This is a genomic window from Leptolyngbya sp. 'hensonii' (genome assembly GCF_001939115.1).
Taxonomy (GTDB): domain Bacteria; phylum Cyanobacteriota; class Cyanobacteriia.
Genome location: NZ_MQTZ01000038.1, coordinates 1 through 25,775 on the forward strand (window position 1 = coordinate 1; position 25,775 = coordinate 25,775).

Here is a 25,775-nt window from a genome sequence, read left to right on the forward strand (position 1 = left end):
CATGGCAAGCGTCCAAGCCAGCGAGGGAAACGAGTCTCGATTCTAGGGGCGATTAGTCTGCGGGAGGTCGTGACTTACTGCAATCTCATGGGGTCAACTGATGGACTGACCTTTGAAGCCTTTATTTCCCAGAAACTTGTGCCTAAGTTATGGAAAGGTGCCTGTGTCATCCTGGATAACTGCTCTATTCATCTGGGTGAAGACGTTAGAAATTTGATTGAGGATGCAGGAGCCAAGCTAATTTTCCTACCCCCTTACTCACCAGACTTTTCACCTATCGAGAATTGCTTTTCAAAGATTAAGAGCATTCTGCGTTCGATTAAGGCACGCAGTTATCCAGAACTTGCCAAAGCTATTGATGAAGCTTTCTCCCAGGTGTCATCGAGCGACTTAAGGAACTGGTTCTCTCATTGCTGTTACTGTGCCTCACCAGCATAAAAAACGCTGTATTAGTAGTCAACAGCCATGAACCATAAATCTCCCGCACTCCCTCAGGTGCTCAGACGGCTTGGAGGCATTGTTGTTCTGGCGATCGCCTACTATGCCATGGCTGAAATGTCGCGGCAACTGGCCTCTACGCCTCAATCTGTGACCCCAGTGTGGCCCCCAGATGGCATTGCGGTTGGCTCTGTCCTACTGTTTGGCAACTGGATCGGATACGGTGTTTTGCTGGGTTCATTTCTCGCCAACTTCTGGGCTTTCCGAGATCCGACCAGTTTCTTATCCCTGGCACTTTCAACCCTGCCCGTGCTAGGGATTGCGATCGGTACCACCCTGGGAACCCTGTTAAGTGCGTTTCTGCTGCGGAAAACCACCCGGTCTGAGTACCCTCTGGATCGCGTCACCCACGTATTCAAATTTCTCATCCTTGCAGGCATGGTCGGCCCCGTCATCAACGCGACTGTGGGTGTGGCCTGTCTGGCGTTGAGTGGGAAATTACCCTGGGCCGCCTATGGCACCGTCTGGCTCACCTGGTGGATTTCCAATGTTTCAGGCATTTTTATTGTTACCCCAATTCTGCTCAGTTGGGGACACCTGCTTCAAAAGCACAGACCTTTGATCCTTGGCTGGCCATTCCTCAAATCACCAGCAAAGGATGTCGAGCATTCTCCCAGGTCGCAAACTTTAGTCAACATGCGCTGGTTGAGTATCTGGTTCATCCTGGAGCCAATCATCCTGCTGGCGCTGGTGATTCTGATTGGCAATGTTGCCTTCGGTGGGGGATATCACCTGGAGTATATGTTGATCCCAATCCTGCTCTGGTCTGCTTTTCGCCTGGGGCAAGCAGGAGCAACCTTCCTCACTTTTATCGTGGCTGCGATCGCTGTGATGGCGACGGTCAACGGCAAAGGTGGTTTTGCGGCTGCGGATTTGAATCAATCCTTGATGCAATTGCAATCCTTTATTGGTGTGATTACGTTCACTGTGCTTGTGCTGACGGCAACGATCTCAGAACGAACACAGGCAGAAACTCAGTTGCGACTGGCTTTTGCTGAATTAGCCCAAACAAATGAAACTCTGGAACATCGCGTACAAGAGAGAACAGAAGAATTACACGAAAAGAACGCAGCTTTACGAGAAACTCTGGATACCTTGAAGCGGACGCAATTGCAGATGTTGCAGAGTGAGAAAATGTCAGCACTGGGACAGATGGTGGCAGGGATTGCCCATGAAATCAACAATCCAGTTAATTTTATCCATGGCAACATCAGCCACATTGATGATTACATGCAAAGCTTATTAACCGTGGTGCAGGGATATCAAACCCACTATCCCCAGCCTCCTCAAACGCTCCAGGAAACCCTGGATGAGGTGGATATTGACTTTCTATGTGAAGACCTGGGCAAGCTGTTGCAATCCATGAAAGTTGGCACCGATCGGATTCAGCAAATTGTTGTCTCGCTCCGCAACTTCTCGCGCCTGGATGAAGCCGAATTCAAGGCGGTTGACCTGCATGAAGGGATTGACAATACACTGCTAATTCTGCAACACCGGCTTAAGGCAACACCAGAGTCTCCAGCCATTGAAGTCATGACAAACTACGGTCAATTGCCCCTGGTGGAGTGTTATCCAGGGCAACTCAATCAGGTTTTTATGAACCTGTTGGCCAATGCCATTGATGCCCTAGAAGAATTGAACCAGCGACAGACCGAGGCAGGAAAAATCTGGATTTCCACCCAGGTTACAGTTGAGCATCAGGTACAGATTGTAATCGCAGACAATGGTCCAGGAATCCCTGCAAGCCTGCAATCGCGGGTCTTCGATCCTTTCTTCACCACCAAGGCGATCGGCAAGGGAACGGGGCTGGGCTTATCGATCAGCTACCAGATTGTGACCGAAAAACACAATGGCAAAATGTGGTGTGATTCGATACCAGAAAAAGGGACCAAATTTGTGATTGAAATCCCGATTCATCAGCCTAAATTGATACCTGATTAAAACGACGGGGGTTCAATCACCTTTAGGTTTGGCACTGGTCTTCCAATGAAGGATTAAGGCAAGCCCTCTCTGAATGAGGAGTTCTTGCACGGACAAAGGACAATTGCAGAACTGCTGGGGTAGTGCTTTTGGCCAACCCCAAATGAGGGTGCACCCGGCCAAAGGCTCGTCCCGTGGCCCGAATCCCTACCCCCTCAGTTTTATCAGTCCTCCTTTAGAAGACCAGGGCCAGAATCATCGCCCTTTTGAAAGAGACTCAAGAATCCAGCCATAATTGAATCAGTAAACCTACTGATTCGATCGTCCTCCCCATGAAAAGGTTATCGCTGGTTGTGGCGTTTCTGCTGGGATTGTGTCTGGTCCTACTGCCGATCGGAATCGATCAATGGAGCGCTTCCCAGGCTCCAGCAGTGGCAGCCCAAAAACGGCCCGTTGCCAAAGTTCCCTCGCGCAAGAAACCAGTTGTGCCGGTGGGCGATCGTACCCCTAAAAAGCCAGTTCAACCGAAGAAGGAAGTCGTGCCTCCCGGTCAGCAGCCCTTTGCTCAAACGATTCGGGGGCTGAAGAAGCAGGAGGGGCTGTTCACGGTTTACCAGAATTTGAAGACGAACAAGCTCCTGGTGGAAATTAAGCCAGAACAACTAAACGTCAACTTCCTCTGGACGACGACCCTGGAATCGGGAATTGGGGAACGGGGCATTTACAGTGGTCTGCCGATCAGTGATTTCCTGTTTTACTTCCGGCGGGTGAATAACTCCCTACAACTGACGGTCCGGAATGTGAACTTCCGGGTACGTCCGGGAGATCCCCTGCAGCGATCGATCAATCGCTCCTTCAGCGATTCCGTCCTCTATGCCCTGCCGATCCGCAGTACCCATCCCCAGCGCAAAACCCTGCTGGTGGACCTTTCTGCCGTGCTGTTGAGTGACTTTCCTGGCCTCTCCCCCGATCTTTCCCGCTTGCTGGGTGCCTCCTACACGGTGGATCCCAGCAAATCCTATTTGGGGCAAGCCAGGGCGTTTCCGCTCAATGTGGAACTGGAATCGATTTATAACTTTTCGTCCTCTGGGGGTGGTCGAGCAGTGGAGACCCTGCCGGACAGTCGGGCTTTGACTTTGCGGGTGCGGTATAGCCTGTCCCATCTGCCGCAGCAGAATGATTATCAGCCACGGCTGGCAGACGATCGGGTTGGTTATTTCATTACCGCTTACCAGGATTTCTCCAACGATAACCGACGGGAACCTTTTGTACGCTACATCAACCGCTGGCATCTGGAAAAGCAAGACCCAACGGCACCCCTCTCCCCGCCTAAGAAGCCGATCAAATTCTGGATTGAGAATACCGTACCGCTGGAATACCGGGAATCGGTGCGGGATGGCATTCTCATGTGGAACAAGGCTTTTGAAAAAATTGGGTTTCAAGATGCGATCGTCGTAGAGCAGATGCCCGATGATGCGACCTGGGATCCGGCAGATATTCGCTACAACACGATTCGCTGGTTTAACTCCCTGGATGCCACCTTCGCGATGGGACCGTCCCGGGTCAACCCCCTGACTGGACAAATTCTGGATGCCGATATCATTGTGGATGCCAGCTTTATCCGGTTTATTAAACAGGAAGCCCAGATTTTTGCCGAAGGAGGGGGGAATCAGGAAAACAACACCCTGCCTCAACTGGTGCAAAATGGGGCCATGTGCAGCTATCGTCCGATTCCTCCTCGTCTGCTTCCGGCAACCGCCCCAACTCCAGAGGTGACACAGCCTTCCTTCCTGCGGAAAGCCGCTGAGGATTATGACCTCTGTTACAGCACGGATATGCTCCGGCACTTCGCGACGGGTTCTCTGGGGGTGGCTTTCCTGGGAAATGTGTCGCCCAGCAGTAGGGACATGCAAGAGTACCTGCAGCAGTTTCTCAAGTCTCTGATTGCTCATGAGGTAGGCCACACTCTGGGACTGCGACACAATTTCCATGCCAGTGCCATGCTGAAACCGGAGGAGCTGAACGATCGTCAGATTACCCGTACCAGGGGGCTGGTCAGCTCGGTGATGGACTATGTGCCCCCGAACCTGGCCCCGAAAGGGACCAAGCAAGGGGACTACTACACCACGGTTGTCGGCCCCTATGATGAATGGGCGATCGAGTATGGCTACCGCCCGATCGAGGGCGCAACGGTACCCCAGGCTGAACTACGGACGCTGGAGAAAATTGCCCAGCGTGCCCCGGAGCCGGATCTGGCCTATGCAACGGACGAGGATTTGTTTTCGTTTCTGGATCCGGATGTGAACCTGTTTGATCTGAGTGGAGATATGGTGACCTATTCTCGCTGGCAGATGGAGAATGCACGGGAGATGTGGAACCGCCTGGAGAAACGCTATCCGATTCGAGGAGAGAGCTATACCGAAGCAAGGAATGTCTTTGACACCATTCTGTTCCAGTACTTCAATTACGCTACGGCGTTGCCCCAGTACATCGGAGGCCAATCCTTTAGCCGCAGTCATGCCGGTGATCCCGAGGGTCGGCTACCATTTCAGCCTGTGCCCTTGGCACAACAACGGCAAGCCCTGACAGTGATCCAGAAATATGTCTTTGATGAAACGGCCTTTCGCTTCTCTCCAGATCTGTTGAATAAGCTGGCACCCTCCCGCTGGCGGCACTGGGGGAGTGATATTCCCCTTTTCAGGCTGGATTACCCCATCTACGAGCGGGTCTTCATGCTACAGCGTTTTGTTCTGGCTGATCTGTTCTCCCGCGATCGGCTGGCTCGCCTGCGGGACAGTGAGCTGAAAGCCAGACCAGGGGAAACCTTGACCCTGCCAGAACTGTTTGATACCCTGCAAACCGACATCTGGCGAGAAGTGGTGCAACCGGGGGAGGCTCCGCTACAACTCTCCAGCCTGCGGCGGGCTCTACAGCGGGAGTATCTGGAAACCTTGAGCGACATGGTGTTGCGGGCCTATACGGTTCCGGATGATGCCCGCACCCTGGCCTACTACCACCTGAAGCGCTTGCAGGATAATCTCAGCCGCAGCCTCAAACGTTCAGATCTGGATATTTACACTCGAGCCCACTTCGAGGAGAGCCGCGATCGGATTACTAAAACCCTGAATGCCGAGTTGAAAACTCGTTGAGCCTTCAGGGACTGGGGGCGGAACATTCCGTTGCAATCTCGGGCGATTTTGATAGCGATCGCATAGAATAGCTCACGACAAGCCAGGACTGGGCAATATCCAGGCTCAGTTCCACTTAAGGGTCGGCCCGTCGTGTGAGGAGCAACATCAGGAATGGAATTACTGGCATACCAGCATGCAGCCTTGCTGTACGAGGCTTATGTGTCTGAACTGCATCGTCGTTCGAGCAATGGCAAAAAGCCTGTCAGTAAAAAGCGGCGGGGGAAGCCACGATCGCAGTCACTTTCCCGGTCAACCGCCTCAAAGACGCTACATTCCCTCCTTCTTTCCCTGGCTCTGATGGTGGGGTTCTCCCAAAATACTCTGGCCGCCCTCAGTCGGGGCAGTCGGGGACCGGCGGTAACGGCACTGCAATTGAACCTGAAGAATGCGGGCTACGATCCAGGTCGTATTGACGGCGTTTTTGGCTCTGGAACTGAGCGGGCTGTCCGGCGATTTCAGCGTGATCGGGGCCTGCCCTCTGACGGCATCGTGGGTCGGCAGACAGAAGCAGTTCTGACCGGTGGGAGTAGCAGCAGTGGAGGCACGAGCGGTAGTTCCCGACCCCCCTCAGGAATTTCGTCCAGCCGCACCCGAGAACTCCAGCGACTCCTTGCCAACCAGAGGTGTTATAGTGGGCCGATCGATGGGATTTATGGCCCCCAAACCAATGCTGCAGTTATCCGGGCACAAAGGGCGTATGGGCTGGTTGAAGATGGAGTTCCTGGCCCAGCAACCCTGGCCGCCCTGCGGGGTTCTCGCTGTCGCTGCCTATAAGAGCGATATTCCCTGATCCCGAAAAATTATCTTGACAGTTGCAACTGTTAGAGTTACAACTGTAGTATGGCAACGTTAAAGCAATTTTCAGAACTCAATCCCTCCTGGTCACTGGACGAATTTGTGCAGACGTTAAACACGCTCCTGCCCCAATTTCTGCCTGCCCAAAAAGCCCATTCTCGGGTGCGAGAAGAGGTGACTCCCCGTCTGGTCCGCTATTACGCTGCCCAGGGATTGCTCGACGAAGCTTTGAAAGAAGGACGGGAAGCCCGCTATACCTACCGTCATCTCCTACAGATGCTGGTGGTTCGGAGGCTGTTGACGGAAGGATATGGGGCCAGTGCCATCAATACCCTGACAACTGCCAGGAGTAATGCGGAACTAGAAGCCCTTTTGGAAGGGGGGATGCAACTGACGGTGACTACGGCCAATCCTGCCTTAGCTTATCTCCAAGAGATTCAGCAGAGACAGGGGATGCCTGCTCCCCAAGTACTTGCTGTTCCTGCCCAGCCTTCTTCCCAGATCTCCTTGCCTACTAATCGATGGATCCGGCTGGAAGTGTTGCCGGGTCTGGAGGTGCATGTGCGGGAAGATTTCACGATTCCCACCAGTCCACAAGAGCAGCAAAACCTGCTGCAACACATTCTGCAAAAACTCTCTACTCTGATTCAAAAGCGGAGGCCATCCCGATGAATGCTCCCACCATCCAATTCATTCCCCTGCGTGAGGTTGTCAGCACCACCACATCAGCCACGCTGGACGTGCTGGTTAAGATTGTGCCCCCTGACCTGGACAGAACGCTGAAACGGCCTCCCCTCAATCTGGGCCTGGTGATTGACCGTTCCGGATCGATGCAGGCGGCGAATAAGATTAATTTTGCCAGAGCAGCAGCCTGTTATGCCGTGGAACAGTTGCTGCCCCACGATCGGGTCAGTGTCACCATTTATGACGATCGGGTTGAAACCCTGGTGCCTAATAGTCTGGTTTTGCACAAAGCGCTGATTATGAAGCAGATCCGGCAAATTAAACCCAGAAATATGACAGCACTCCATGCTGGTTGGGTTGAAGGCGGGGTGCAGGTCAGCCAGCATCTGAAGCCAGAGCAGATGAATCGAATTATTCTCTTATCGGATGGTCTGGCGAATGTGGGGGAAACCAATCCGGATGTGATTGCCAGTGATGTCCGAGGGCTGGCACAGCGGGGGGTCAGCACTACCACCATGGGAGTGGGCAATGACTACAATGAAGACCTGCTGGAAGGCATGGCTGTCAGTGGGGATGGCAACTACTACTACATTGAATCGGCTGAGCAACTGCCGGATATTTTTGAGATTGAGTTGCAGGGGCTGGTGGCAACTGTGGGACGGGCCGTGACCCTGAGCGTGGAACCCCTGGGACGAGTCGAACTGCTGGATGTTTTGAACGATCTGGATGTGGACCGTCATGGCTACTTGAAATTACCTAACCTGCTTCTGGGCAATCCGTTCAATCTGGTGTTGCGGTTGAAGGTTCCTCCGCAGTCTGCTAGTTCCTCGATCGACCTCTGCGGATTTTCCCTCTCCTGGGACGATCCAGCGCTACCCGAACGGCAAATGTTGCGGGCGATGTTGCAACTTCCGGCAGTCAGTGCGGCTGAACTGGATGAGTTTCCGTTCAATCTGGAGGTGCGGCGATATACGGCGCTGCTGATGTCTGCCAGGGCTAAACGGGAAGCTGTCCAGAGATTGGATGAAGGTAACTATGGAGCAGTCAGTGATCTTTTTGTCGCTACCCGATCGCAACTGTCTGAGGTGCCTTCTTCACCAGAGATTGAGCAGGAACTGCAATCCCTGGATGCCCTAGAAGCAGACTTACAAGCACAGGACTATGGGAGACTGCGTAAAAGTTCTCACTACGAAGCCATGTCACGCGGCTCGGTCTCTAGTGAAGAACAATTGCAACACTACTACGCACAAAAGCTGGGAGCGATTGACAAGAAACAGAAGGATCTGAATCACCGAATTTTAGTGGTTCAGGGAGACATTATCTATCAGCAAGTGGATGCGATCGTTAACACCACTGATGCCAATCTCACCGGCACAGGCAATGAGGTTGCAGCGGCAATTCACCGGGCTGCGGGTCCGGCTCTGGAGGAAGCCTGCCGTCTTCTCAAGGGCTGCAAGATTGGGGAAGCTAAATTGACCAAAGGGTATAACCTGCCTGTTCACCATATTCTGCACACTGTTGCTCCCCTATGGCAGGGGGGAGGGCAGGGAGAAGAAAAGTTACTGGCTCAATGCTATCGGAGTTGCCTGGAGCTGGCGGCCCAGAACAACTGCCAGTCGATCGCCTTCCCTGCGATCGGCTGCGGAGCCTTGGGTTTCCCGGCTGAGATCGCGACTCAAGTGGCTTTTGCCGTCGTCACTGACTTCCTCAAAACCCATTCGCTCCCTGACAGAGTCGTTTTTGTCTGTTTCGACTCAGGGATCTATGCCAGTTATCTGGCTCGATCCTGAGTTGTCCTCGGCGGAGCAGTTTAGTTATTTATTTTCCGGAGTAAAATAGGGTAATCAGTCCTTCATGTTAGTGAACTCAAACGATCGCAGAAAGTGAACGTAAAAGTGAATCCGCACCACCCGATTAATCAGGGATGCTAAGACTCAAAGGAATACTTCTTCCTCTTCTATGACCCTGAGCCCCAAATTTGCATTTGACAGAGATAATACAGGATACTACATTAATAATACGATCGTGATGGGGAACCTGCGGCGTAGGGCTTGATATCGATTCCAGGTGAGTATTCATGATGGATAGCTATCGGCTAACTCATTAGGACAGGGAGAGGAGGACCCTTTGCACCCCGTCTCATCCAAGTGACTACTGCTATATCTACCCAAAGGCTCCATATGCAGGACCGGAGGGAAAACCATGGGTTGCAATCACCCATGGCACGGGTATGGAAATTAGGACCTCTTGCTCATCACCAATGTCAACTTTTGTAACGGATCTCATAGGTTTTCAGTGCCGGCCTGACAAACCTCCAGAGTCTCATCTATGGAGAGCGAACAATGCTTTACTTGATTCAGGGGATTTCCGCCAAAACCACTTTCGCCATCCTGGTCGGGCTGCTGACAATCGTGATGCTTCTTGCCATTAGTATCACTGCTGAATGCAATGCCGCAACTGCGATGCCTTGTGCCGCAGGGTCAATCCAAAAGACCGCTCCGCAGGCGCAACCCCCTATCAACGATGGTCCTAAGGGCAGTCGCTAAAGAGATCTCCTGGTCGTTAAAGAGATCCACTTCATCTGAATTGTTATTGCATATACCCTGATGGGTCAGAAGTATGACAGGATGAAAATTAGTTCTGTCAAGCCCTGCTATGGATGAACTGAATGACCGTCTGTATCAACTCATCCTGGAAACCTGTGTGCATCCACCCGGAAGTCTCAATCGGCAGAAGGGCCTGAGCCAGTTGATTGAGCTGATTCAGCGATCGCAAAAATTATGGCGGGATACCATTGCAGACTATGAGGATGCGCTGCAGCAGACCTGGCTCTACTTCTGCCGCAATCTCTGTGAGGCAACCACTGGTGAAGCCTATGATCCAGCAAGGGCTACGGTCATCACCTGGATGAACAGCCATCTCAAATGGCGACTGCAAGATTTGCGCCAGCAAGCAATGGCAAGCCTGACAAAAAAAGCTTTTAGCGAAAGTTCAGAATCAGACGAGGGGTTTGATCTGATCGGTGACCTACGTGCTCCCCCCATACCTCCCCCAATTCTGGAAGAGGTGCTGGATTGGGTGGAGCGAGAAGCCAGCCAACTGCGGCGTATCCATGTCCGCGATCGTCCCGACGTGAATGCCCAGATGTTGATTCTGCGACGGTTGCCCCCAGCAACGTCCTGGGATAAACTGGCGGCAGAATTTCGCGTCCCAGTTGCGACTTTAAGTGGCTTTTATCAGCGCGAATGCTTGCCCAGACTGCTTAAATTTGGCAAATCTCAGGGATATTTGGAGGAGCGATGATGCAATCCATCGATAGTCCCTTGGGATCGATCGCCATCCCATTGACCCAAACCAATCGCCAGATGGCAGAAAGGTTTGCCTCTCAACAACCGACACCGGAGAAAGCAGCTCAGGCCCACCGGAATCTCCTGGCTGTTCTGGCCGTCAACACCTACCTGGAGATGCTGGGGATCGCCACCAATCTCCAGGGAAGTTATAGCTGGAATCCCATCGGACAACTGGCAGCCGATATTGCCGATTTGAAGTTACCCGGAAAAGGCCATCTGGAATGCCGTCCGATCGCACCCGACGAGTTGCACTGTTCAATTCCCGCCGAGGTCTGGAAAGACCGCATCGGCTATGTCGTAGTCCGAATGGCAGAGACCCATCGGGAGGCGACCCTGCTGGGCTTTGTTCCAACTGTGGGGGAACGATCGCGCCTGCCCCTGAGTCAGTTGCAATCCCTAGATCAGTTTTTGGAATATCTGCACCAACCCTTTCCGGTCCTGACCCGTCTGCATCAATGGTTTGACCAGGTGTTTGAGATCGACTGGCAGGCAATGGAAGAGGTGCTAACGCCTACTCAAACCTCCCTGGCGTTGCGATTCAGAGGCACCTCGCTAGAGCCAGCCCCCGAATTTCCAGAGGGAGCGATCAGACGCGCCAGGGTGTTTAATCTGGACATCCAACTGGCTGGTGATCTGAGGGACAGTACAGTCCACCAGGTTGCGCTCGTCGTGGAACTGGCCCCAGAACCAGATGGACAAATCAACATTCTGCTGCAAGTCCATCCGATCGCAACACCCCACCTGCCCCCTGACCTGCGGTTGATTATTCTAAATCCTGCAGAGCAGGTTCTGTGGGAGGTAAAATCCCGTAGTTCAGATAATATTATTCAATGGAAGTTGCAAGGCGAATCTGGGGAGCCATTCAAAGTTCGGATTGCTTTGGGAGACGCAAGCGTGACTGAGCAGTTTGTGATTTAGGGATTGTTATTGACCATTAGTCATTGGTCCTGAACTTGATCGTTGGGTTATTCATCCACAAGCTATATCTCAGTCCTCATCATTCAAATGACTAATGACCAATGACTAATGGCTAGAGCACAATATGGATAAGCGGATCATCTTTGAATTTCGAGAGGGGAGCTTTGGGCAGGGGTTTGCCGTTAGACTCCGGCTGGTGGAGGAGGGCCGCTCCGTGGCCGAAATTTCCGGTAGCCTACCCCCAGACTCAGCCATACCTAACCTATTTGAGCAGTGGCAATCGACGTATCAACGCCATGATCATGCCCGCCGTCTCACTGCTCAGCCCATTGTGACCAATATCGACATTCACGAGTATCACAGAGCCTGCAACGCTGCAGCTCACACCTTACAGCAACGCTTCAATCTCTGGCTGGGCCAGCTCCAGCCTCCCCGGATGCGGGATACCATCCTCCGCCAGGTAAAAGAGTCGGAGCCGGTGCGGGTGATTGTGCAAACCCAGCATGCCCTATTGCGACGTCTGCCCTGGCATAGCTGGGATTTGTTTGAGCACAATTACCGTCATGCTGAAATTGCCCTGAGTACAGAGAATTTTGACCGTCGTCCGCTCCAACCCTTCAAGGGAAAGGTCCGGATTCTGGCAATTCTGGGGAACAGTGATGATATTGATGTGGAGGCCGATCGCAAAATTCTGGAGCACCTGCCCGGTGCTGAGGCGGTGTTTCTGGTCGAACCCACCCGGCAACAGTTTAATGAAGCATTGTGGGATGAACGGGGCTGGCAGATCCTGTTTTTTGCCGGACACAGCGCCAGTGATGGGACTGGGGAAATAGGACATCTCCAGATTAACCGGACGGAGCAACTGACCATTCCTGATCTGCGTCATGCCCTCAGACATGCGATCGATCGGGGATTACAACTGGCAATGTTTAACTCCTGCGATGGGCTGGGCTTAGCCCACAATCTGGCCGATCTGCACCTGCCCCAGATGATCGTGATGCGGGAGCCAGTGCCCGATCGAGTGGCTCAGGAATTTCTCAAGTATTTTCTCACTGCTTTTTCTAGAGGCAGCGCCCTATCGGTGGCGATGCGTCAGGCGAGGGAGCAGTTACAGGGGCTGGAAGGACATTACCCCTGTGCGACCTGGCTGCCCATCCTCTGCCAGAATCCGACGGTGGAAATCCCCCTCACCTGGCCCAGAAGACTGTCTGGCAGAACCCTGGGCTATCTGGCGGCAGGAGCGGCAGGGATTGCCATCCTGGCTGGCCTGACATTTTGCGGCAAGCCCTTTCCGGTGGTGCAGAACAAGCCGCCGACTTTAATAATCCCCCCAACTCCTTTGGCCCAAGATCTGGATCGTCGCTTTAGCCTGGGAGAACGGGTTCTGGTCACGGCCAATCAGACTTCGGAAAAACTGGCAGCGACGGAAGCATTCGGTAAGCAGGATTATGCAACGACGATCGCCAAGCTCAAGCTCTCCCTCCAGGCTGAGCATAATGATCCAGAGGCCCTCATCTACCTCAACAATGCCCAGGCTGCAGAGCGGGGCAAGTACTATCGTGTGGCCGTGACCACGCCGATCGGGGGCAACCGAGGTGTGGCCCTGGAGATCCTGCGGGGGGTGGCCCAGGCCCAGGACGAGGTGAATCGTCGGGGTGGCCTGGATGGTCATCTGTTGCAGGTGCAGATTGTCAACGATGATAATAATCCAGCGTTAGCCGCTCAGGCTATTGCCCCCAGATTGATTGAAGACCCAGCTATCCTGGCGGTGATTGGCCACAATGCCAGTGAGGTCTCGCTTCAGGCTGCGCCGGTCTATCAAAAAGGGGGACTGGTGATGATGTCCCCCACCAGTGGGGCGAAAGAACTCTCTGGCCTGGGAGACTATATTTTCCGCACCGTGCCTTCGGTCAAAATTGATGCCGCTAATCTCTCACGCTATGCCCTGAAAACAGCACGAAAAACCAAGTTTGCGGCCTGTGTCGATTCCCTCTCGCCCTACAGCACCTCGATTCAACAAGAGTTTTTCGAGGCGGTGTTGCAGGATGGGGGCCTGGTCAGTAAAGTACCCTGTGATCTGTCCGATCCAACCTTTAATCCGGAAACGTTCCTGTCCCAGGCGATCGCTGATGGGGCGGATGGTCTCCTGCTGACGCCGTCAGTGGAGCGGGTGAACCAGGGGATTGAACTGGCCAAGCGGGCTAAGGGACGGATGGCCCTGTTTGGCGGTTCGACCATCTACATGTTTCAAACCCTGAATCTCTGTCGGGCGGATTGCAATGGCATGGTGCTGGCAATAGTTTGGCATCCCAGCGATGCCCCGTCCCAGTCCTATGTAACCCAGGCAACAAAATTATGGGGCGGAGCCGGGAACTGGCGCACAGCGATGGCCTATGATGCCACGATGGCGATCGTGAAAGCACTGGAAACCAGCTCCACCCGCATTCAGTTGCAACGGGCCTTGCGAGATCCCAACTTTGTCACTACAGGGGCCAGTGGTCGGATTCAGTTTCTGCCATCGGGCGATCGCAAGCGGGAACCGGGCGTGGGCATTCTGGTCCAGATTCGCCCTGACCCAAAATCCCCGATCGGCTATAACTTTGTCCCAATCCAGCCATAGCCTGTCTACCAGGAAGACTTTTGCATGGCGTTGAACGCCTCATCTACAGAAATCGCTCTTCCTACTACCCTCTCCTCAAACACTCCCCAAACGCCTCATGCTCCGGAGACTGCAACCCTTCCTGCAACATCGCTAGCACCCGTGCCATCTGATTGCTCAACAACGCTTCCACCGCCAGCCACAAGCCCGGAAATGCCCGACTGCGAAGGATGCCATCAACATCAGGAGACAGCAACTGATACTCTCCATCCGTCAGCCAAAACCACTCCAGTTGATTCTCGTAAGACTGCCAGATCACGTACTCCAACACCCCATTGCGGCGATACACCTGTTTCTTGCTGCCCCTATCAATCGCGGCACTACTGGTGGCAATTTCCACAATTAATTCTGGCGATCCTTCAATATAGCCATCAGGACTGATACGGGTCTGTCCACCCGCATTTGCTTCAATAAACAGCACGGCATCGGGTTGCGGCTCATTGTCTAAATCTAGCCTGACCGTTGGCGCATCGCTCAAATCCACACCGGTCGCCATTGCTTGGTAGACTCCCAGCCATGTCATGACTCGACTGTGGGGTTTGCCGTGCTGCTCATGCCGTAAGGGGGATGCCACGTAAACAATTCCTTCGATCAGTTCTGCTTTTTTAATGTGGGGAGATGCGGCGTATCGTCGCTCAAATTCAGGGCGGGTTAAACGATCTCCACTTTGCAGGGGAGGCTGGTTCCGCCCTTGATTGGGTTGCGTCTGAGGTGAATATGAACGAACCATCGTCCCAATTCCAGTGATTGCGGTACTACGATATCCCCTTCACAGTAGCAAATTCGGCGTTCCAGAACTATGCGGCTGAATCCTGCCAGCCTAGCCTATGCAATGATCATAGATGGTTTCAGACGGGATCAGGGGGCGGGCAAAAGATAAACTCCTCATGGATCAAGCTCATCTAAATGCTCAATCACAGCTTGATAGAAATTGAAGACATGATGATCCTGTAAGCGGTAAAACACATGCCGCCCTTGCTTGCGAGAACTGACCAAGCGAATAGTTCGTAGCGTTCTTAACTGATGTGACACGGCTGATTCATTCATCCCCACGGCCACGGCCAGATCGCCCACACACATCTCCTGTTGCGCCAAGATTGACAAAATTCGCAGCCGATTGGGATCAGCCATAAACCCAATAAACTCAGCCATGCGCTGAGCCTTTTCGCTACTTAGTGGTTGCTGTCGCAGCGATTTGTCAGAGTTAGCGTGACTGAGATGGGGAAGATCGCAACAAGCATCTTCCCCATGGTCAGGGATTTCTAAGGTCTGTTCATCCGGGTGATCAGGCATTTGAGAAAAAAGTTACCAGTTCTCAGGCGTGGCAACCGCAGCCAGTGTGACCACAGCCTACCCCTTCGGGATGCCCATTCGCACAAGCCTCGCTACAGTATGCTTTGCCGTCTCTCATTAAAGCATCGCTCAAGTTAACGATACACAAGCAATCTGAGCAGGCGCATTTCATTTGGTTCACTGTTGTCATGATAGGATTCCTTAATTATTTCCCTTTTATATTAATATATGAACAGTAATTCAGATATTAAGTTCCGGGAAATCTTTACAATTGCCAACTTGGCCTGCTTCTTTAGAGAATCACCCTGGTTTTCTAAGGAATGAGAATTAAATAACACCGATAAACTCCTGCTTGCCCTCCCCCCTCCCGGCCTACTGTGTACACACAAGTGATCGAATCTAGCCAAACCACCGCCGAACCATCCCCCTAACCTCGAGTTTTGGGAACCGAATTGTTCCAAATTCCCCAAAATTGGGGGATTTAGGGGGCAAAAAAGACCCAAACGAAGTCAGTCTTGATTTGTGTGTACAAGGTAGCCTCCCGGCGGGAGAGGTTACCGCGCATACAGCTCTCTGAAAAGTTTGGCTCAAGTCAGCAGACTCGCGTGAAATCCCCTCTCGGGAGGGGATTATGGGTACACAGTAGGGCGGGAGAGGGTTTGGGGGTGAGGGCTGACAATCTCGGAGTTATGAAATCCACGATCCTAAGGAAGGAAAGGGTAATCGATTAGGTTATCTAACTGAGGCTAATCGCCCATGGGTATCTTGATCCGAAACTTCATTGCCCTGCAACGCATCTTCCGCCACAAACCATCTCAAATGTCACTGATCACCTTTCAACGATCGGTGTGGATGGGCATTGTTATGCTGCTAACAAGAATAGTTCTAAAGCTAATGCTGAAGATAGATCAAAACCAGTATACGCATCAGTTACCACAACATTAGTATCTGATGGATAATGCTCTCGAATGTCATCGATCGCCACCCAAAAATCCTCCAGAGCATTGTTTTGACGTAAGAACTCTAAAACTTCTTGATGCCGAAGATATTGAAATTGATGGATAATCTTGGGATCTAAAAAAGGGGTAAAACCGACAACTCGCTCAACAATACTAGGGGAAAATAAAGGTTGAATCGAGTCAAATGTGAATATCTCTCTCCATGAAGAAGAGATGACAACAAAAACTTCTGGATACCGTTGCAAAACATCTTCAAATATTTGCAAGCAATGGGGATCAAACTTCAACAGGTCATCTTTCCCCACCGGAGCATCAAACTTCTTTTCTGGAACAAGAACACCATCAATATCTAGAAAAATCCACATTTTATGACTTTTCCTGTTCTGGACAGAAGAGCGAACGCCCTATGGGATCCCATGCAGAAGTGTTGAAAGATAGATTAAGCGACGGAGAAAAGGGTGCAGAATGCAGTATTCTGTCCCCTGCAATATTCTGTCCCCTAATAAACAAAAAATAATCCCTGCTCATACAGCCTTTTTCAATATATATCTTTGCATTTACATAATAAATAATCTCCTTGGTCTAATAATGCCCTTCCCAAGTTGTAGAGAATCGAAGCATAACCGTGCTTATCTTCTGAATCAGGATAGACATCCAAGCTTTGTTTATATCGCTTTATCGCTTCCGTTAAGTTTCCTTGATTTACCTCTATTCGTGCTATATGGTTATTTACTAACGCCATTCTTTTCAAAATATCCAATTTCCCAAACAACTCTTTTTTCTGGCTTGCTTCCCATTCATCTGATACAACCTAAACTTTTCCTAGATTCCGCTTCAATTTCTACCTGAAAGGGCCTACCTTACTCAAAGGTACATACGAGTGCATCCCACTTTTGTAGCCCTCTCCCTAAATCCCTCTCCCGTTCTGGGAGAGGGACTTTGAATCTGGCTCCCCTTCTCCCTCTTTGGGAGAAGGGGCTGGGGGATGAGGGCAACCTTGCAAAACTGGGATGCTCTCGGTACATACTTCCTGAATCCGTTGAAGTTTGGTTGACATGCTTGCTGGAAGCACATTTCTCTCAAACATTACAGGAAACAAACAATATACCAAAGTCCGCTCCGATCGGATTGGTGCGATTCGTTCATCCTAAATGAGTAGTAATACTCAGAGACGGATGGCAAGGTCTGAACCGTGACAACTTGATCATCGTGAGGGTGCAAGTCCCTCTCTCCAGATGCAGTGGTTGGACCTGTTGTCCGCCCTTGCCTAAAAGGGTTTTGACCTCAGTGTCACTCAGATGCTCCAGTTGCTCCATCGTCATTGCCATGATGCCAAATCTGCTAAGGATAGCAGGTGAGGTATGGGTGACAAACACCAAGACATTGAGGAGCCGGATGAAGGAAAAGCTTTCATGTCCGGTTTTGAAGACCAGCAGGTGGAGCGATCTGCCTGCTGAGGTTAATTAGACTGCGATCGCTACTCCGCGTTGTAACCTCAACTACGCTTGCCGCATCTCTTTCCAAGACTGGGAAAGTACTTGCCCTGCCGACTTGGCAAAAATGAACGTTAACAATAAACCTATGGCCAGGTCTGGAAGTGGAGAGTGCGTCAGAAAAATTAACCCTGCTGCCACAAGAACGGACGTATTTGCAATAATGTCATTGCGTGAACACAACCACACGGAAGACATATTTAAATTATCCTTCCGGTGTCTAGTCAATAACAGCAGACAGAATAAGTTGGCAAGTAACGCCACAACTCCCACCGTACTCATCAAAACTACTTCTGGGGTTGCACCTGTAAACAGTTGATAGCTTGCTCTCGCAAAGACTACGATAGCAAACAAAAACATAATGATTCCTTTGAGAAACGCTGACCCAGCCTGAGCCTTAACGTTGATCCACTCCACAATAACTTTAAAGGCTGTCCTCACCTATAGCTCAAGCAGTCGGGTAAAGCAGGGGGTTTCAGATATAGCCCCTCCCTCCCCTCAGAACCGTGCATACAACTTTCACTGTACACGGCTCAAGCAACGTCTTGAAATTCAGTGTCTCCAATTCTTAGCAACCCTTACGAACTGTCCTGACGGTTACGTTTACAAACCGAAGCCTGTAGCTAACTTTTCCCGCCAGTTAAGTTTCATCTCACCTGCATTCAAGCAATCACCTGTCCCACGTCTGCACCCTTTCGGGTGGGGTATTCCCCTATCTGCCCCGTTATGGTTTGCGATCGCCTTTCAGCAAGCAGCGTTTGCTTCTTGGGACATCCTGTTTCCGCTAGAGGGTTCTGCTTTGGTTGCCCTTTGCTTACCTGGAAATGAAGGCATTGCCAGGTCTTTATCGGAGTTCCCTCTTCCGCACGGGGTGGAGATACGATTGCCTTAGGACTCCTCTTTACTCCGGGGGCGGGGTGTTCTCGGTTGATATTTAGACGCTACACTCCCATGTGCCCCAACATTCTCGTATCAGCTATTTCGAGAGCCATCATTAACGAAGCCTCATCAAGAATTCAGTTGCATTATCGGTGGCAACCTTGCCCTAGCCATCTCATCTGATTTTGGCTCCAGGCTTGTTGGACACTTAACCTCGTCCGCTGATACTGCCCTCCCATTACTGGTTGAACATTCCGAGGCGGACATCTGCCTGAACACTTTCAGGGAGGACGTTTTGGGTGTCCTCCAACTCCCCCGAACGACTTCGAGTCGTGCGTCGAACGACTAAGATGAGCGGCGATGAACCACACTGAAACGAAGCAAGAAACTGATATTCGCCGCTCCATCGACTTGTTAGCTGGCTTTGCTAGAGATACAAAACTGTTCGTAAACCCTCATCTATCTCCTCCTGTAAGTAGTCTGGTAGCGCACCAATACGCTCAGCCAAAAACGTTTTATCAATCGTGAAAATTTGAGAGACATTTACAACGGAATCTCTCGACAAAATCGATACCCCACGCGGTAATAGTACATTGCCTGGTGCTTCCGCTAACCGAATATTTGAAGTGATAATAATGACGATAACAGTGCTAATCTGGCTCTGGGTAAAAGTATCATCCTGAATCACCAAGACGGGACGACGATATCCAGGTTCTGAGCCTACTGGATCAGGTAGGTTCGCCCACCAAATTTCTCCCCGATACATTACCAATCCTCGTGGGGCAAAGACATAAACTGCATTCTTGCCATCACTGGATCAAGTTCAGAGGACTCTATAGCGTAAACTTGGTTCAATTTGAGCAAGATTTGCTCACGGTTGTACCTTTTCAGGTAAGACTGTAGCGCTTTCGTATAAAGCTCACTACGGGACAGCCCTAACTGCTGAGCAAGTGCTTCCGCCTGTTCAAAGACTGCATCTGGAAGTGAAATTGCAGTTTTCATAGCGACCTTAGCTTAAAGTTCCATCCTTCAGTTATACCTCAGTTATACCAGGGCTGCAAGAATGAGCATCCTTGGATACCAGCAGATAGCCTTTCAGTACGTCCCAAGCCAACAAACGGAGCCAGCTAACGGTTCGCTTGAGCGGCGGCATATAACTTTTGATTCCATACCGAGATCTCAATTCCGCCCGTTGCAAGGGGTTTGTTATGCTGCCACATCAGTCTGCTAACTTCTGTGGATCATTCGCAGGTGGATGCCAACCACCTCGAATCCAGAGACGACGGGCACGCTTGATAGAACCATCATCGTGCCAATCGTCATTAATATCTAAACGTTGAATCGTGGCACGTCCGATAGAAGTGACACCTATAATCTTTTGTCCATCAGCAGACCATATAAAATGCTCAGACCACTTATCTCGCCTAGGATTGAAGAGCAGAGCGCTCACTTGGTTTCAGGATCAATGCCATCTGTAAAGTTGTAACGACGACCATTACAGCGATGACAGGCAAGAGCAAGGTTCTCTTCAGAGTCCGTACCGCCAAGGGATTGAGGTACTAGGTGGTCAAAGGTAAAGAGAGAGGCACTAGCTTCTTCCGAGGAATGACAATATTCACACAAATAATTGGCACGCTCACGTATGTTCTGACAACTCTTAATGCTAATAGTCATGACTCGGCAATAATGCGAGCGTTCATTAGGGTAAAGATTCGATCTAGCTCAGTAATACCAGCCAACTCAGCAGTTTCTTCTGGGGTAAGCAGGTTAGCCTTTTGCCGATCAACCAATGTTTCAAGTCGTATTTGGAGGTCATCGGTAAATTTGAAAAGGTTGAGTCCACGAATCTTTTGGAGCTTAATACCTCCTTCAATCCAAGAAGAAGGTTGTACCATTGTTTGAGTAATCATGGCAACTTTCCCTATTCTCTAAGCGCGATTGTATTTTATAAAGTTCACTACAGATAGTGTTAATGTCAGCAGAGCAAATACGAACCAGAAAACCGCACTAGGGCTAAATTGAGCTAGATTGACTAGCTCTCCCCTCACTGCTGGAGAAAGAGCAATAACTGAACAAGTAATCATTTCCGCGTTGTATGGACGTAATATGGCAAAGGGACGTAGCGTTCGCTGTTGCCTGAGCTGTTGAACGTATTTTTCCCATCCAAACCCACTATCGTCTTTGCACACCTCGCTAGCGATAAAAGAAGCAATCTTGCGTATACTAAACCGCTTCTCTGTGAAATAGCAGAGGCTAATGAAAGACAAGAAACTTACAAGCCACTCCAAAGATACCGAGTACAAAAAACCTACTGCTGTCACCAAATAACCCATCATTAATAGGCAAATATTATCAGCCTGAAGGATCTCTGCTCTCAGGGCTGTATATTCAGCCCTTCTATCTTCTAGCTTTGTCGCTTTATCTGGTTCCATCACGTTTAGAAACGAATATCAACGAGCCTATATCAATTTTACAAAATATTGCCTGTGTAGCACGGCGATGCAGAAAACCTTCACGCACAAGAGCCCCTAGAGGTGCGGCGTAGCGGTGCCCATCACCCGCCGCAGATAGCCTTGAACATCCCTCAAAAGCTGCTCAACGGTCGGGGGCATGGGCGTTGTTATGACGCGATCGCCACCCTTGCTAATCAAGCCACTGCAAAACCTGTATGCTGTCGTATTTTGGGATGACAAAAACCTAATACAATGTCTTCTCTAGAGACCCCTGCTTGCATTAAATCTGTCGCTACCCCTTCCTCTGTATCATCGTATTGCACCCAAACCTTATCACCAATCAAAATGACGTGGATTGGAGTCGCATGAAGGTAAGGATCACCATTCCAGCCCATGTCTAGAACCAAATACTGCCCTCGTTCATCATCAAAGATGGGTTGAGATGTGTAGCCATCAGGCAACGTAGCACGACAATCAGCGTGATTTTGCAGAACGCTCTTGATAATGTTTTGGTATTTTAATCGGGTATCCATTGCACAATCGCCTCACTTTCATCATCAAAGACAATTAACTTGACCACCTGATTTTTGAGTAAGACCTGCCCTAATTCTATAGTGAACACGCTGTTAAAGGTTGGTTGCGTTACCGCAAGATAAAGATTACGCTCAATGCCCATTTCATTAAGGATTGACGATACAAGACATACTGCCCCAGCGCCTGTTCCAAATCTTTGACATCAGACTGCCCTACAAAGCTTTTCACTTCAACAACGATTTTTTGCAATCCCCTTTCGGCGCTAATCAAACGCTCTGTACCCAAATCAGCCGACAAACGCTTTTTACCAATCTGAAGCGGAAATGGATCATGCGTAATTGTCCATCCGCCTTTTTGTAAGGCGCGCTTCACAGTGTCGTGGTAAATGTCTTTGGCTGGCACAGGGGATCTGGATTAATGGGACTGTTGCTGCGAGTATATAGCGGCCACTGTTGCTTTTGATACCAGAAGTAAGCTTCAAGCACGTCCCCACCGAAAACCAAGCGGCATAACGGCTCAAATCAGCGGTTGTAGATACCCTCGAACTCAGCGCCAGCGGTTTTCAACCGTCCGCTGCATTTGAATTATTAGACGTGCTCAACCCCAGTCTGTGACGCATCTCCGCACTGGAGACTCCACCTTCAGCGCGTCGCTTCGCCCGCGATTGCTCAATCAACTCAATGAACTTTGGATTGGTACTCAGCGAAATTGTCTCGATGTCAACATTTTCAAGCGTGACTAATGCTGCAATGGGTTGACCGTTGCTGGTTATAATAACCGGCTCCTCAGTCAGACCTGAAGCATATTTGGCTAATGTGTCGGTTGCCTCTGCGATTTCGACAATCTTCATAGGTCGTAAACCTCTCCTGCAATGCGGACTTGATTTCGCTCCTTGATCCCAACTGCGTTGATGTATACAACTGCTTCAGGTTCTTCCTCTACATCATAGTAGACGCGCAAATCGCCGATACGAAGTTCCCAAGGGGCAAGTGGATTGGGACGCATGAGTTTACGGTTTTTCGTCTCGACTGTTGGCTGATACATGAGCTGCTCATCAACAGTATCCAAGACGATCGCTTGCTGTCGGGCTGTAAGGGATCGCAAATGCGCTTCTGATTCTGGCGAATACTCTATACAGTAAGCCAAGCTATCAAAACTCCTAACATCAGCGGTAGAAGTTTACCGTGAAATGAATAGAGAACTGAAAAGGTCGGCACTGCTCACTCTAATAATTCTGAACTAAAAATAAAATTGCATAGAGTCATTAATTTATGCAGAACCCATAAACTGAAAAACAAATCCAAGCACGAGAAGCGGCCATGATAAAAGAAATAATAACTTCCAAAAAGCACCCACTTGCCCATGACCAATAGTAATGGAATCCTCTCGAATAGTACGAAGCTTAATCCAGGATTCCAAGCCTAGTAAGGAAGCAGCTACGATATCTAGAATTAAACCTAGTTTTGAGAACGACATATTTATCACTCTTCAAAATGAAAGTCCAACGATCCTGGTCAGCGGTTTTCGTAATCTTTCCCACAGAGCAAATAAATTTGAGAAATCCGCTGCACCAGGGTTGTGTACGCCCAGCATGGGCATGAATCAATGGGGTGAAAGTCCCTTGTAGGAGAACCAACGTCCAAATGATCAACTCGACGATCCGAGCGACGCTAACGACTAGCTTAAGGCAAGGGCAAACCCGCGAGGGGATGTCTGGAGGAAGCTGGCGGCAAAGCTGCAAGCTGACGGACAGAAACGTCATAGAAGGCCGAGACCCCCAGGATGAGTTGGCACAACACAACGAAATCCTTTGGTTCACGGGGCACGGTAAATGGCGCGGTTGTGCAGTGAAGGTTCATGTTCTTATCTGGGGAGAKCTGCTCAAGTGGCGGTTTGGCAASTATGGGAGTCTGACTGAGGGKCATCTCGAAAGGGATGAACAATCCACAGAACCCTACGGTTATTCAGGCAGCATGGGTGATGGAAACGTCATGGGTAATTGGGCAGAAGTCAGCAGARGYCATAGTAGTCAAAGGCTCACCGTAATGGGTGAGACAAGGCGTAGCTTGCTTCTGCGGTAGCAGTAGGGCTGTTCGCGCCAGCGTTGCGAAGCAATACTTCAAAGAGCAGGGAGGAGCCGCAAAGCTCGACGGGCGATGAACCCGGATGGGGGAGCCAGCAGTCGGCGCTTAATTGCACAGCCAGCCCTGGACATCAATTCTCTGGAATTGAACCGTCTAAACCCCTTTGGAGAAACGCCCCTTGCGGACCCGCATGAGGGGTGTTGTGGGGACGGGGAGGGAAAACCTCCCTGTTACCCGATTATGCAGCGTCTACAACTCTTACTCTAACGGCATTGCCAAAAACTCTTCTGGTAATACTGCGGGGATTACAGAAGTCACAAAATCGGGTATGTTTCGAGTCACAATAACTTCTAAACCTGTAGCATTCGCTGCTTCGCTAGTCACAGCATCTTCAAAATCCGTCATAGGACTTTGCAGCGCAGCCCTAATAACCTCATCGCTTACATTGGCGACCTGAAGATGCTGTAATAACCTTGATAAAAGCTCTCGTGCTGCTTCGCTACCAACTTGACGGCGCAAGATGTAGAAAATATTGGTCACAGCATGACCGGACACATATCCCTGCACTTGTGCTCGTGTCACCGTGTTTAATGCCTGTGCGGAAGCAACAACAAACGGTTGTCGTTGAGCTAGAACATCAAGCAAAACATCACTGTCAAATAATACCCGCCTCAACTGTACTTCTCCTCCAGGTAATCCACATAGGACTCTGTAGGCTCTTCTGTACCTAACTGAACAACTCCAATTAGGCTTTGAGTCCAGGGACTAAGCTCCGCAAAAGAATTCACGGTTGTTGTTGGAGGACTAAGTACCACCGTTTCCTGTTGAATTGAACTCAACAACGACTGGACTAAACGCCAGCGATCGCCAATCGGCAACTGCAATGCCTGATTTTGTATCTCGTATAAGGTCATCAGCTCTCTCCCAGCAACTCTTTTATCTATTTTAGATTGCTGTTGTCTCTATGAGCCTGGAAAGCACCTCTAGTCAGCAATCTCGCGTCATCTAACTTTGAATGCTGACAGACAATCTTTCGGCTACGCCTCAATCGAGAATTGAGCGGCATAACGGTTCGCTTGAGCGACTGCTAATAACCTTGAACTCAAGACCAAGATTTCTCGTCAGTCCGCTCGAAGCGAATTGTTATACGGCTGACTGGTTACTATGGCTTTCAATGTAATGACGCAAGATTGAGTTGATTAAAGCTTTGTATTCAACACCTTGAGCTTGAAACCACTTCAACACATCAGGCTCAATCTGAACTAATTGCTGTGCTTGGGACGCAGGAATTCTTAGAGTAGCCTTCTCAAAAAACTCTTCTGTCAATGGTGGAATATCGGAGTAATCAATCCCTTCATCGTCCATTGCCTCTAATACTGTCCAATTAGTACGAGAGGTATTGCTCAAGTCTTTGCCGCTCATATCGATTTGCCCTTCGTGCTGAAATGATCCGAATTATATTATTTTGTCGTTCTGTCCAAACTACAACCGCTACGCCGTTACCGAGAAAACCGATACCGAACCAACGGTCTTCGCCATAATCAAATCGATCGTCTAGTTCAATTAGCATTGGAGCTTCAAACATTTTAGGAACATCGGCAAAATCAATCTCGTGCTTGCGAATATTCTCTAAATTTTTTGCCTCGTCCCATTCAAACTGCATGAAAAGCTAGAAACACTAATTGGACTACATCTATTATCCTAGATATGCCAGAGCTTCACAAATACCTTATGGCTGGACAAACCGATAGAAAAGTCGCAAGTACCGCCCTAACCAAGAGCCGAAGCCGTATAACGACCAAGCTCACCGGATGCAGATAGGCTTAGATACTTAGCCAACCAGCTTGTGACGTTCCGGTGCAGCGACTTTATGGGGAGACGGGATAATTCTGACCCAGGAGACGACTATGCATTGGGCGACAGTTTTGATGTCTACTAACATATCGCATCGCTCCTGAGATCAGATACACCGAGTTCTGAAGAAAGGCTTAAAGTCAAAGAAGGAGAGAATCTGCCAATGCTAGGAGACGACTATGCAGCGGGCGTCAGTGGATGACTACTAACA

At 50.3% G+C, this 25,775-nt stretch carries 29 protein-coding genes and 1 pseudogene; 10 read left to right on the plus strand and 20 right to left on the minus strand.

The genetic code is table 11. The features are described from left to right. The 10 genes from BST81_RS11600 to BST81_RS11645 all read left to right on the plus strand — a co-directional run. Positions 1-438, plus strand: a 438-nt coding sequence (locus BST81_RS11600) for a transposase (RefSeq protein ID WP_143780316.1), incomplete at its 5' end; no start/stop codon positions are given. Positions 439-465: 27 nt separating this feature from the next. Continuing rightward, positions 466-2,439: an MASE1 domain-containing protein gene (locus BST81_RS29130; RefSeq protein ID WP_075598684.1), complete on the plus strand. Its 1,974-nt coding sequence runs from the start codon at positions 466-468 to the stop codon at positions 2,437-2,439. Positions 2,440-2,750: 311 nt separating this feature from the next. Beyond that, the gene (locus BST81_RS11610; protein WP_075598685.1) at positions 2,751-5,567 is read left to right on the plus strand and encodes a zinc-dependent metalloprotease; all 2,817 of its coding nucleotides are present in this window, start codon (positions 2,751-2,753) and stop codon (positions 5,565-5,567) included. A 153-nt stretch (positions 5,568-5,720) separates the two neighbouring features. Further along, positions 5,721-6,383, plus strand: coding sequence for a peptidoglycan-binding protein (locus BST81_RS11615; RefSeq protein WP_075598686.1), 663 nt, complete (start codon positions 5,721-5,723; stop codon positions 6,381-6,383). Positions 6,384-6,449: 66 nt separating this feature from the next. After that, positions 6,450-7,076, plus strand: coding sequence for a MerR family transcriptional regulator (locus BST81_RS11620; RefSeq protein ID WP_075598687.1), 627 nt, complete (start codon positions 6,450-6,452; stop codon positions 7,074-7,076). Beyond that, a complete protein-coding gene (locus BST81_RS11625; RefSeq protein WP_075598688.1) occupies positions 7,073-8,878 on the plus strand; it encodes a macro domain-containing protein in 1,806 nt (601 codons plus the stop codon). Before BST81_RS11620 ends, BST81_RS11625 begins: the two co-directional genes overlap by 4 nt. Before the next feature lie 552 nt (positions 8,879-9,430). After that, positions 9,431-9,634, plus strand: coding sequence for a hypothetical protein (locus BST81_RS11630; protein WP_075598689.1), 204 nt, complete (start codon positions 9,431-9,433; stop codon positions 9,632-9,634). Positions 9,635-9,743: 109 nt separating this feature from the next. Further along, entirely contained in the window at positions 9,744-10,391 is a 648-nt protein-coding gene (locus BST81_RS11635; RefSeq protein ID WP_075598690.1) for a hypothetical protein, read from the plus strand. Continuing rightward, positions 10,388-11,356 carry a DUF1822 family protein gene (locus BST81_RS11640; RefSeq protein WP_083636812.1) on the plus strand — a complete coding sequence of 323 codons (969 nt, stop codon included), beginning with the start codon at positions 10,388-10,390 and terminating at the stop codon, positions 11,354-11,356. Before BST81_RS11635 ends, BST81_RS11640 begins: the two co-directional genes overlap by 4 nt. Before the next feature lie 124 nt (positions 11,357-11,480). Then, a complete protein-coding gene (locus tag BST81_RS11645; protein ID WP_075598692.1) occupies positions 11,481-13,976 on the plus strand; it encodes an ABC transporter substrate-binding protein in 2,496 nt (831 codons plus the stop codon). A gap of 64 nt (positions 13,977-14,040) precedes the next feature. Here the strand turns inward: BST81_RS11645 and BST81_RS11650 are convergent, their stop codons facing one another. The 20 genes and pseudogenes from BST81_RS11650 to BST81_RS29265 form a co-directional block, all read right to left on the minus strand. After that, positions 14,041-14,745 (minus strand): Uma2 family endonuclease, encoded by a 705-nt coding sequence (locus BST81_RS11650; RefSeq protein WP_075598693.1) that lies wholly within the window; start codon positions 14,743-14,745, stop codon positions 14,041-14,043. A 155-nt stretch (positions 14,746-14,900) separates the two neighbouring features. After that, complete coding sequence (locus BST81_RS11655) at positions 14,901-15,308, minus strand: metalloregulator ArsR/SmtB family transcription factor (protein WP_083636813.1); 408 nt, start codon at positions 15,306-15,308, stop codon at positions 14,901-14,903. Positions 15,309-15,330: 22 nt separating this feature from the next. Beyond that, positions 15,331-15,498, minus strand: coding sequence for a metallothionein (locus tag BST81_RS11660; RefSeq protein WP_075598694.1), 168 nt, complete (start codon positions 15,496-15,498; stop codon positions 15,331-15,333). Between the two features lie 672 nt (positions 15,499-16,170). After that, on the minus strand, positions 16,171-16,632 hold the full coding sequence (locus BST81_RS11665; protein WP_075598695.1) for an HAD domain-containing protein: 462 nt from the start codon (positions 16,630-16,632) through the stop codon (positions 16,171-16,173). A 173-nt stretch (positions 16,633-16,805) separates the two neighbouring features. Further along, a complete protein-coding gene (locus BST81_RS29260; RefSeq protein ID WP_075598696.1) occupies positions 16,806-17,009 on the minus strand; it encodes a tetratricopeptide repeat protein in 204 nt (67 codons plus the stop codon). A gap of 757 nt (positions 17,010-17,766) precedes the next feature. Next, the gene (locus BST81_RS11675; RefSeq protein WP_253188241.1) at positions 17,767-18,201 is read right to left on the minus strand and encodes a cation transporter; all 435 of its coding nucleotides are present in this window, start codon (positions 18,199-18,201) and stop codon (positions 17,767-17,769) included. A gap of 865 nt (positions 18,202-19,066) precedes the next feature. Beyond that, entirely contained in the window at positions 19,067-19,405 is a 339-nt protein-coding gene (locus BST81_RS11680) for a type II toxin-antitoxin system PemK/MazF family toxin (RefSeq protein ID WP_253188242.1), read from the minus strand. Next, positions 19,405-19,641, minus strand: coding sequence for a hypothetical protein (locus tag BST81_RS11685; RefSeq protein WP_075598698.1), 237 nt, complete (start codon positions 19,639-19,641; stop codon positions 19,405-19,407). Before BST81_RS11685 ends, BST81_RS11680 begins: the two co-directional genes overlap by 1 nt. 444 nt (positions 19,642-20,085) lie before the next feature. After that, positions 20,086-20,313: an HNH endonuclease signature motif containing protein gene (locus BST81_RS28825; protein ID WP_253188243.1), complete on the minus strand. Its 228-nt coding sequence runs from the start codon at positions 20,311-20,313 to the stop codon at positions 20,086-20,088. After that, positions 20,310-20,549 (minus strand): hypothetical protein, encoded by a 240-nt coding sequence (locus BST81_RS11695; RefSeq protein ID WP_016516906.1) that lies wholly within the window; start codon positions 20,547-20,549, stop codon positions 20,310-20,312. The genes BST81_RS28825 and BST81_RS11695 overlap by 4 nt, the downstream gene beginning before the upstream one ends. A gap of 18 nt (positions 20,550-20,567) precedes the next feature. Next, positions 20,568-21,071 carry a hypothetical protein gene (locus BST81_RS11700; protein WP_075598699.1) on the minus strand — a complete coding sequence of 168 codons (504 nt, stop codon included), beginning with the start codon at positions 21,069-21,071 and terminating at the stop codon, positions 20,568-20,570. 96 nt (positions 21,072-21,167) lie between these two features. Then, the gene (locus BST81_RS28465; protein ID WP_216351310.1) at positions 21,168-21,290 is read right to left on the minus strand and encodes a UPF0449 family protein; all 123 of its coding nucleotides are present in this window, start codon (positions 21,288-21,290) and stop codon (positions 21,168-21,170) included. Then, entirely contained in the window at positions 21,287-21,625 is a 339-nt protein-coding gene (locus BST81_RS11705) for a XisI protein (protein WP_075598700.1), read from the minus strand. The genes BST81_RS28465 and BST81_RS11705 overlap by 4 nt, the downstream gene beginning before the upstream one ends. Continuing rightward, positions 21,610-22,028, minus strand: a pseudogene (locus BST81_RS11710) (element excision factor XisH family protein). The gene BST81_RS11705 and the pseudogene BST81_RS11710 overlap by 16 nt, the downstream one beginning before the upstream one ends. 160 nt (positions 22,029-22,188) lie before the next feature. Beyond that, positions 22,189-22,476 carry a type II toxin-antitoxin system Phd/YefM family antitoxin gene (locus tag BST81_RS11715; protein WP_075598701.1) on the minus strand — a complete coding sequence of 96 codons (288 nt, stop codon included), beginning with the start codon at positions 22,474-22,476 and terminating at the stop codon, positions 22,189-22,191. Continuing rightward, positions 22,473-22,730, minus strand: a complete 258-nt coding sequence (locus BST81_RS11720) for a type II toxin-antitoxin system RelE/ParE family toxin (RefSeq protein ID WP_143780317.1) — start codon at positions 22,728-22,730, stop codon at positions 22,473-22,475. Before BST81_RS11720 ends, BST81_RS11715 begins: the two co-directional genes overlap by 4 nt. Positions 22,731-23,968: 1,238 nt before the next feature. Then, the gene (locus tag BST81_RS11740) at positions 23,969-24,385 is read right to left on the minus strand and encodes a PIN domain-containing protein (RefSeq protein WP_075598706.1); all 417 of its coding nucleotides are present in this window, start codon (positions 24,383-24,385) and stop codon (positions 23,969-23,971) included. Further along, a complete protein-coding gene (locus BST81_RS11745; protein WP_171974740.1) occupies positions 24,382-24,624 on the minus strand; it encodes a hypothetical protein in 243 nt (80 codons plus the stop codon). Before BST81_RS11745 ends, BST81_RS11740 begins: the two co-directional genes overlap by 4 nt. Positions 24,625-24,853: 229 nt before the next feature. Next, entirely contained in the window at positions 24,854-25,132 is a 279-nt protein-coding gene (locus tag BST81_RS11750; RefSeq protein ID WP_075598707.1) for a BrnA antitoxin family protein, read from the minus strand. After that, on the minus strand, positions 25,095-25,373 hold the full coding sequence (locus BST81_RS29265) for a BrnT family toxin (RefSeq protein WP_075598708.1): 279 nt from the start codon (positions 25,371-25,373) through the stop codon (positions 25,095-25,097). The genes BST81_RS11750 and BST81_RS29265 overlap by 38 nt, the downstream gene beginning before the upstream one ends. Between the last annotated feature and the right edge of the window lie 402 nt (positions 25,374-25,775).

What these genes read in the sequence shown, in the direction of transcription:
- BST81_RS11655 (WP_083636813.1), bottom strand. Translation starts at nt 15,308, where the DNA reads ATGCCTGATCACCCGGATGAACAGACCTTAGAAATCCCTGACCATGGG.
- BST81_RS29260 (WP_075598696.1), bottom strand. Translation starts at nt 17,009, where the DNA reads ATGGCGTTAGTAAATAACCATATAGCACGAATAGAGGTAAATCAAGGA.
- BST81_RS11705 (WP_075598700.1), bottom strand. Translation starts at nt 21,625, where the DNA reads ATGGATACCCGATTAAAATACCAAAACATTATCAAGAGCGTTCTGCAA.
- BST81_RS11700 (WP_075598699.1), bottom strand. Translation starts at nt 21,071, where the DNA reads ATGGAACCAGATAAAGCGACAAAGCTAGAAGATAGAAGGGCTGAATAT.
- BST81_RS11615 (WP_075598686.1), top strand. Translation starts at nt 5,721, where the DNA reads ATGGAATTACTGGCATACCAGCATGCAGCCTTGCTGTACGAGGCTTAT.
- BST81_RS11645 (WP_075598692.1), top strand. Translation starts at nt 11,481, where the DNA reads ATGGATAAGCGGATCATCTTTGAATTTCGAGAGGGGAGCTTTGGGCAG.
- BST81_RS11685 (WP_075598698.1), bottom strand. Translation starts at nt 19,641, where the DNA reads ATGAAAACTGCAATTTCACTTCCAGATGCAGTCTTTGAACAGGCGGAA.
- BST81_RS11625 (WP_075598688.1), top strand. Translation starts at nt 7,073, where the DNA reads ATGAATGCTCCCACCATCCAATTCATTCCCCTGCGTGAGGTTGTCAGC.
- BST81_RS28825 (WP_253188243.1), bottom strand. Translation starts at nt 20,313, where the DNA reads ATGACTATTAGCATTAAGAGTTGTCAGAACATACGTGAGCGTGCCAAT.
- BST81_RS11620 (WP_075598687.1), top strand. Translation starts at nt 6,450, where the DNA reads ATGGCAACGTTAAAGCAATTTTCAGAACTCAATCCCTCCTGGTCACTG.
- BST81_RS29265 (WP_075598708.1), bottom strand. Translation starts at nt 25,373, where the DNA reads ATGCAGTTTGAATGGGACGAGGCAAAAAATTTAGAGAATATTCGCAAG.
- BST81_RS11650 (WP_075598693.1), bottom strand. Translation starts at nt 14,745, where the DNA reads ATGGTTCGTTCATATTCACCTCAGACGCAACCCAATCAAGGGCGGAAC.
- BST81_RS11715 (WP_075598701.1), bottom strand. Translation starts at nt 22,476, where the DNA reads ATGAAGATTGTCGAAATCGCAGAGGCAACCGACACATTAGCCAAATAT.
- BST81_RS11610 (WP_075598685.1), top strand. Translation starts at nt 2,751, where the DNA reads ATGAAAAGGTTATCGCTGGTTGTGGCGTTTCTGCTGGGATTGTGTCTG.
- BST81_RS29130 (WP_075598684.1), top strand. Translation starts at nt 466, where the DNA reads ATGAACCATAAATCTCCCGCACTCCCTCAGGTGCTCAGACGGCTTGGA.
- BST81_RS11695 (WP_016516906.1), bottom strand. Translation starts at nt 20,549, where the DNA reads ATGATTACTCAAACAATGGTACAACCTTCTTCTTGGATTGAAGGAGGT.
- BST81_RS11660 (WP_075598694.1), bottom strand. Translation starts at nt 15,498, where the DNA reads ATGACAACAGTGAACCAAATGAAATGCGCCTGCTCAGATTGCTTGTGT.
- BST81_RS11745 (WP_171974740.1), bottom strand. Translation starts at nt 24,624, where the DNA reads ATGACCTTATACGAGATACAAAATCAGGCATTGCAGTTGCCGATTGGC.
- BST81_RS11750 (WP_075598707.1), bottom strand. Translation starts at nt 25,132, where the DNA reads ATGAGCGGCAAAGACTTGAGCAATACCTCTCGTACTAATTGGACAGTA.
- BST81_RS11635 (WP_075598690.1), top strand. Translation starts at nt 9,744, where the DNA reads ATGGATGAACTGAATGACCGTCTGTATCAACTCATCCTGGAAACCTGT.
- BST81_RS11640 (WP_083636812.1), top strand. Translation starts at nt 10,388, where the DNA reads ATGATGCAATCCATCGATAGTCCCTTGGGATCGATCGCCATCCCATTG.
- BST81_RS11680 (WP_253188242.1), bottom strand. Translation starts at nt 19,405, where the DNA reads ATGTATCGGGGAGAAATTTGGTGGGCGAACCTACCTGATCCAGTAGGC.
- BST81_RS11665 (WP_075598695.1), bottom strand. Translation starts at nt 16,632, where the DNA reads ATGTGGATTTTTCTAGATATTGATGGTGTTCTTGTTCCAGAAAAGAAG.
- BST81_RS11630 (WP_075598689.1), top strand. Translation starts at nt 9,431, where the DNA reads ATGCTTTACTTGATTCAGGGGATTTCCGCCAAAACCACTTTCGCCATC.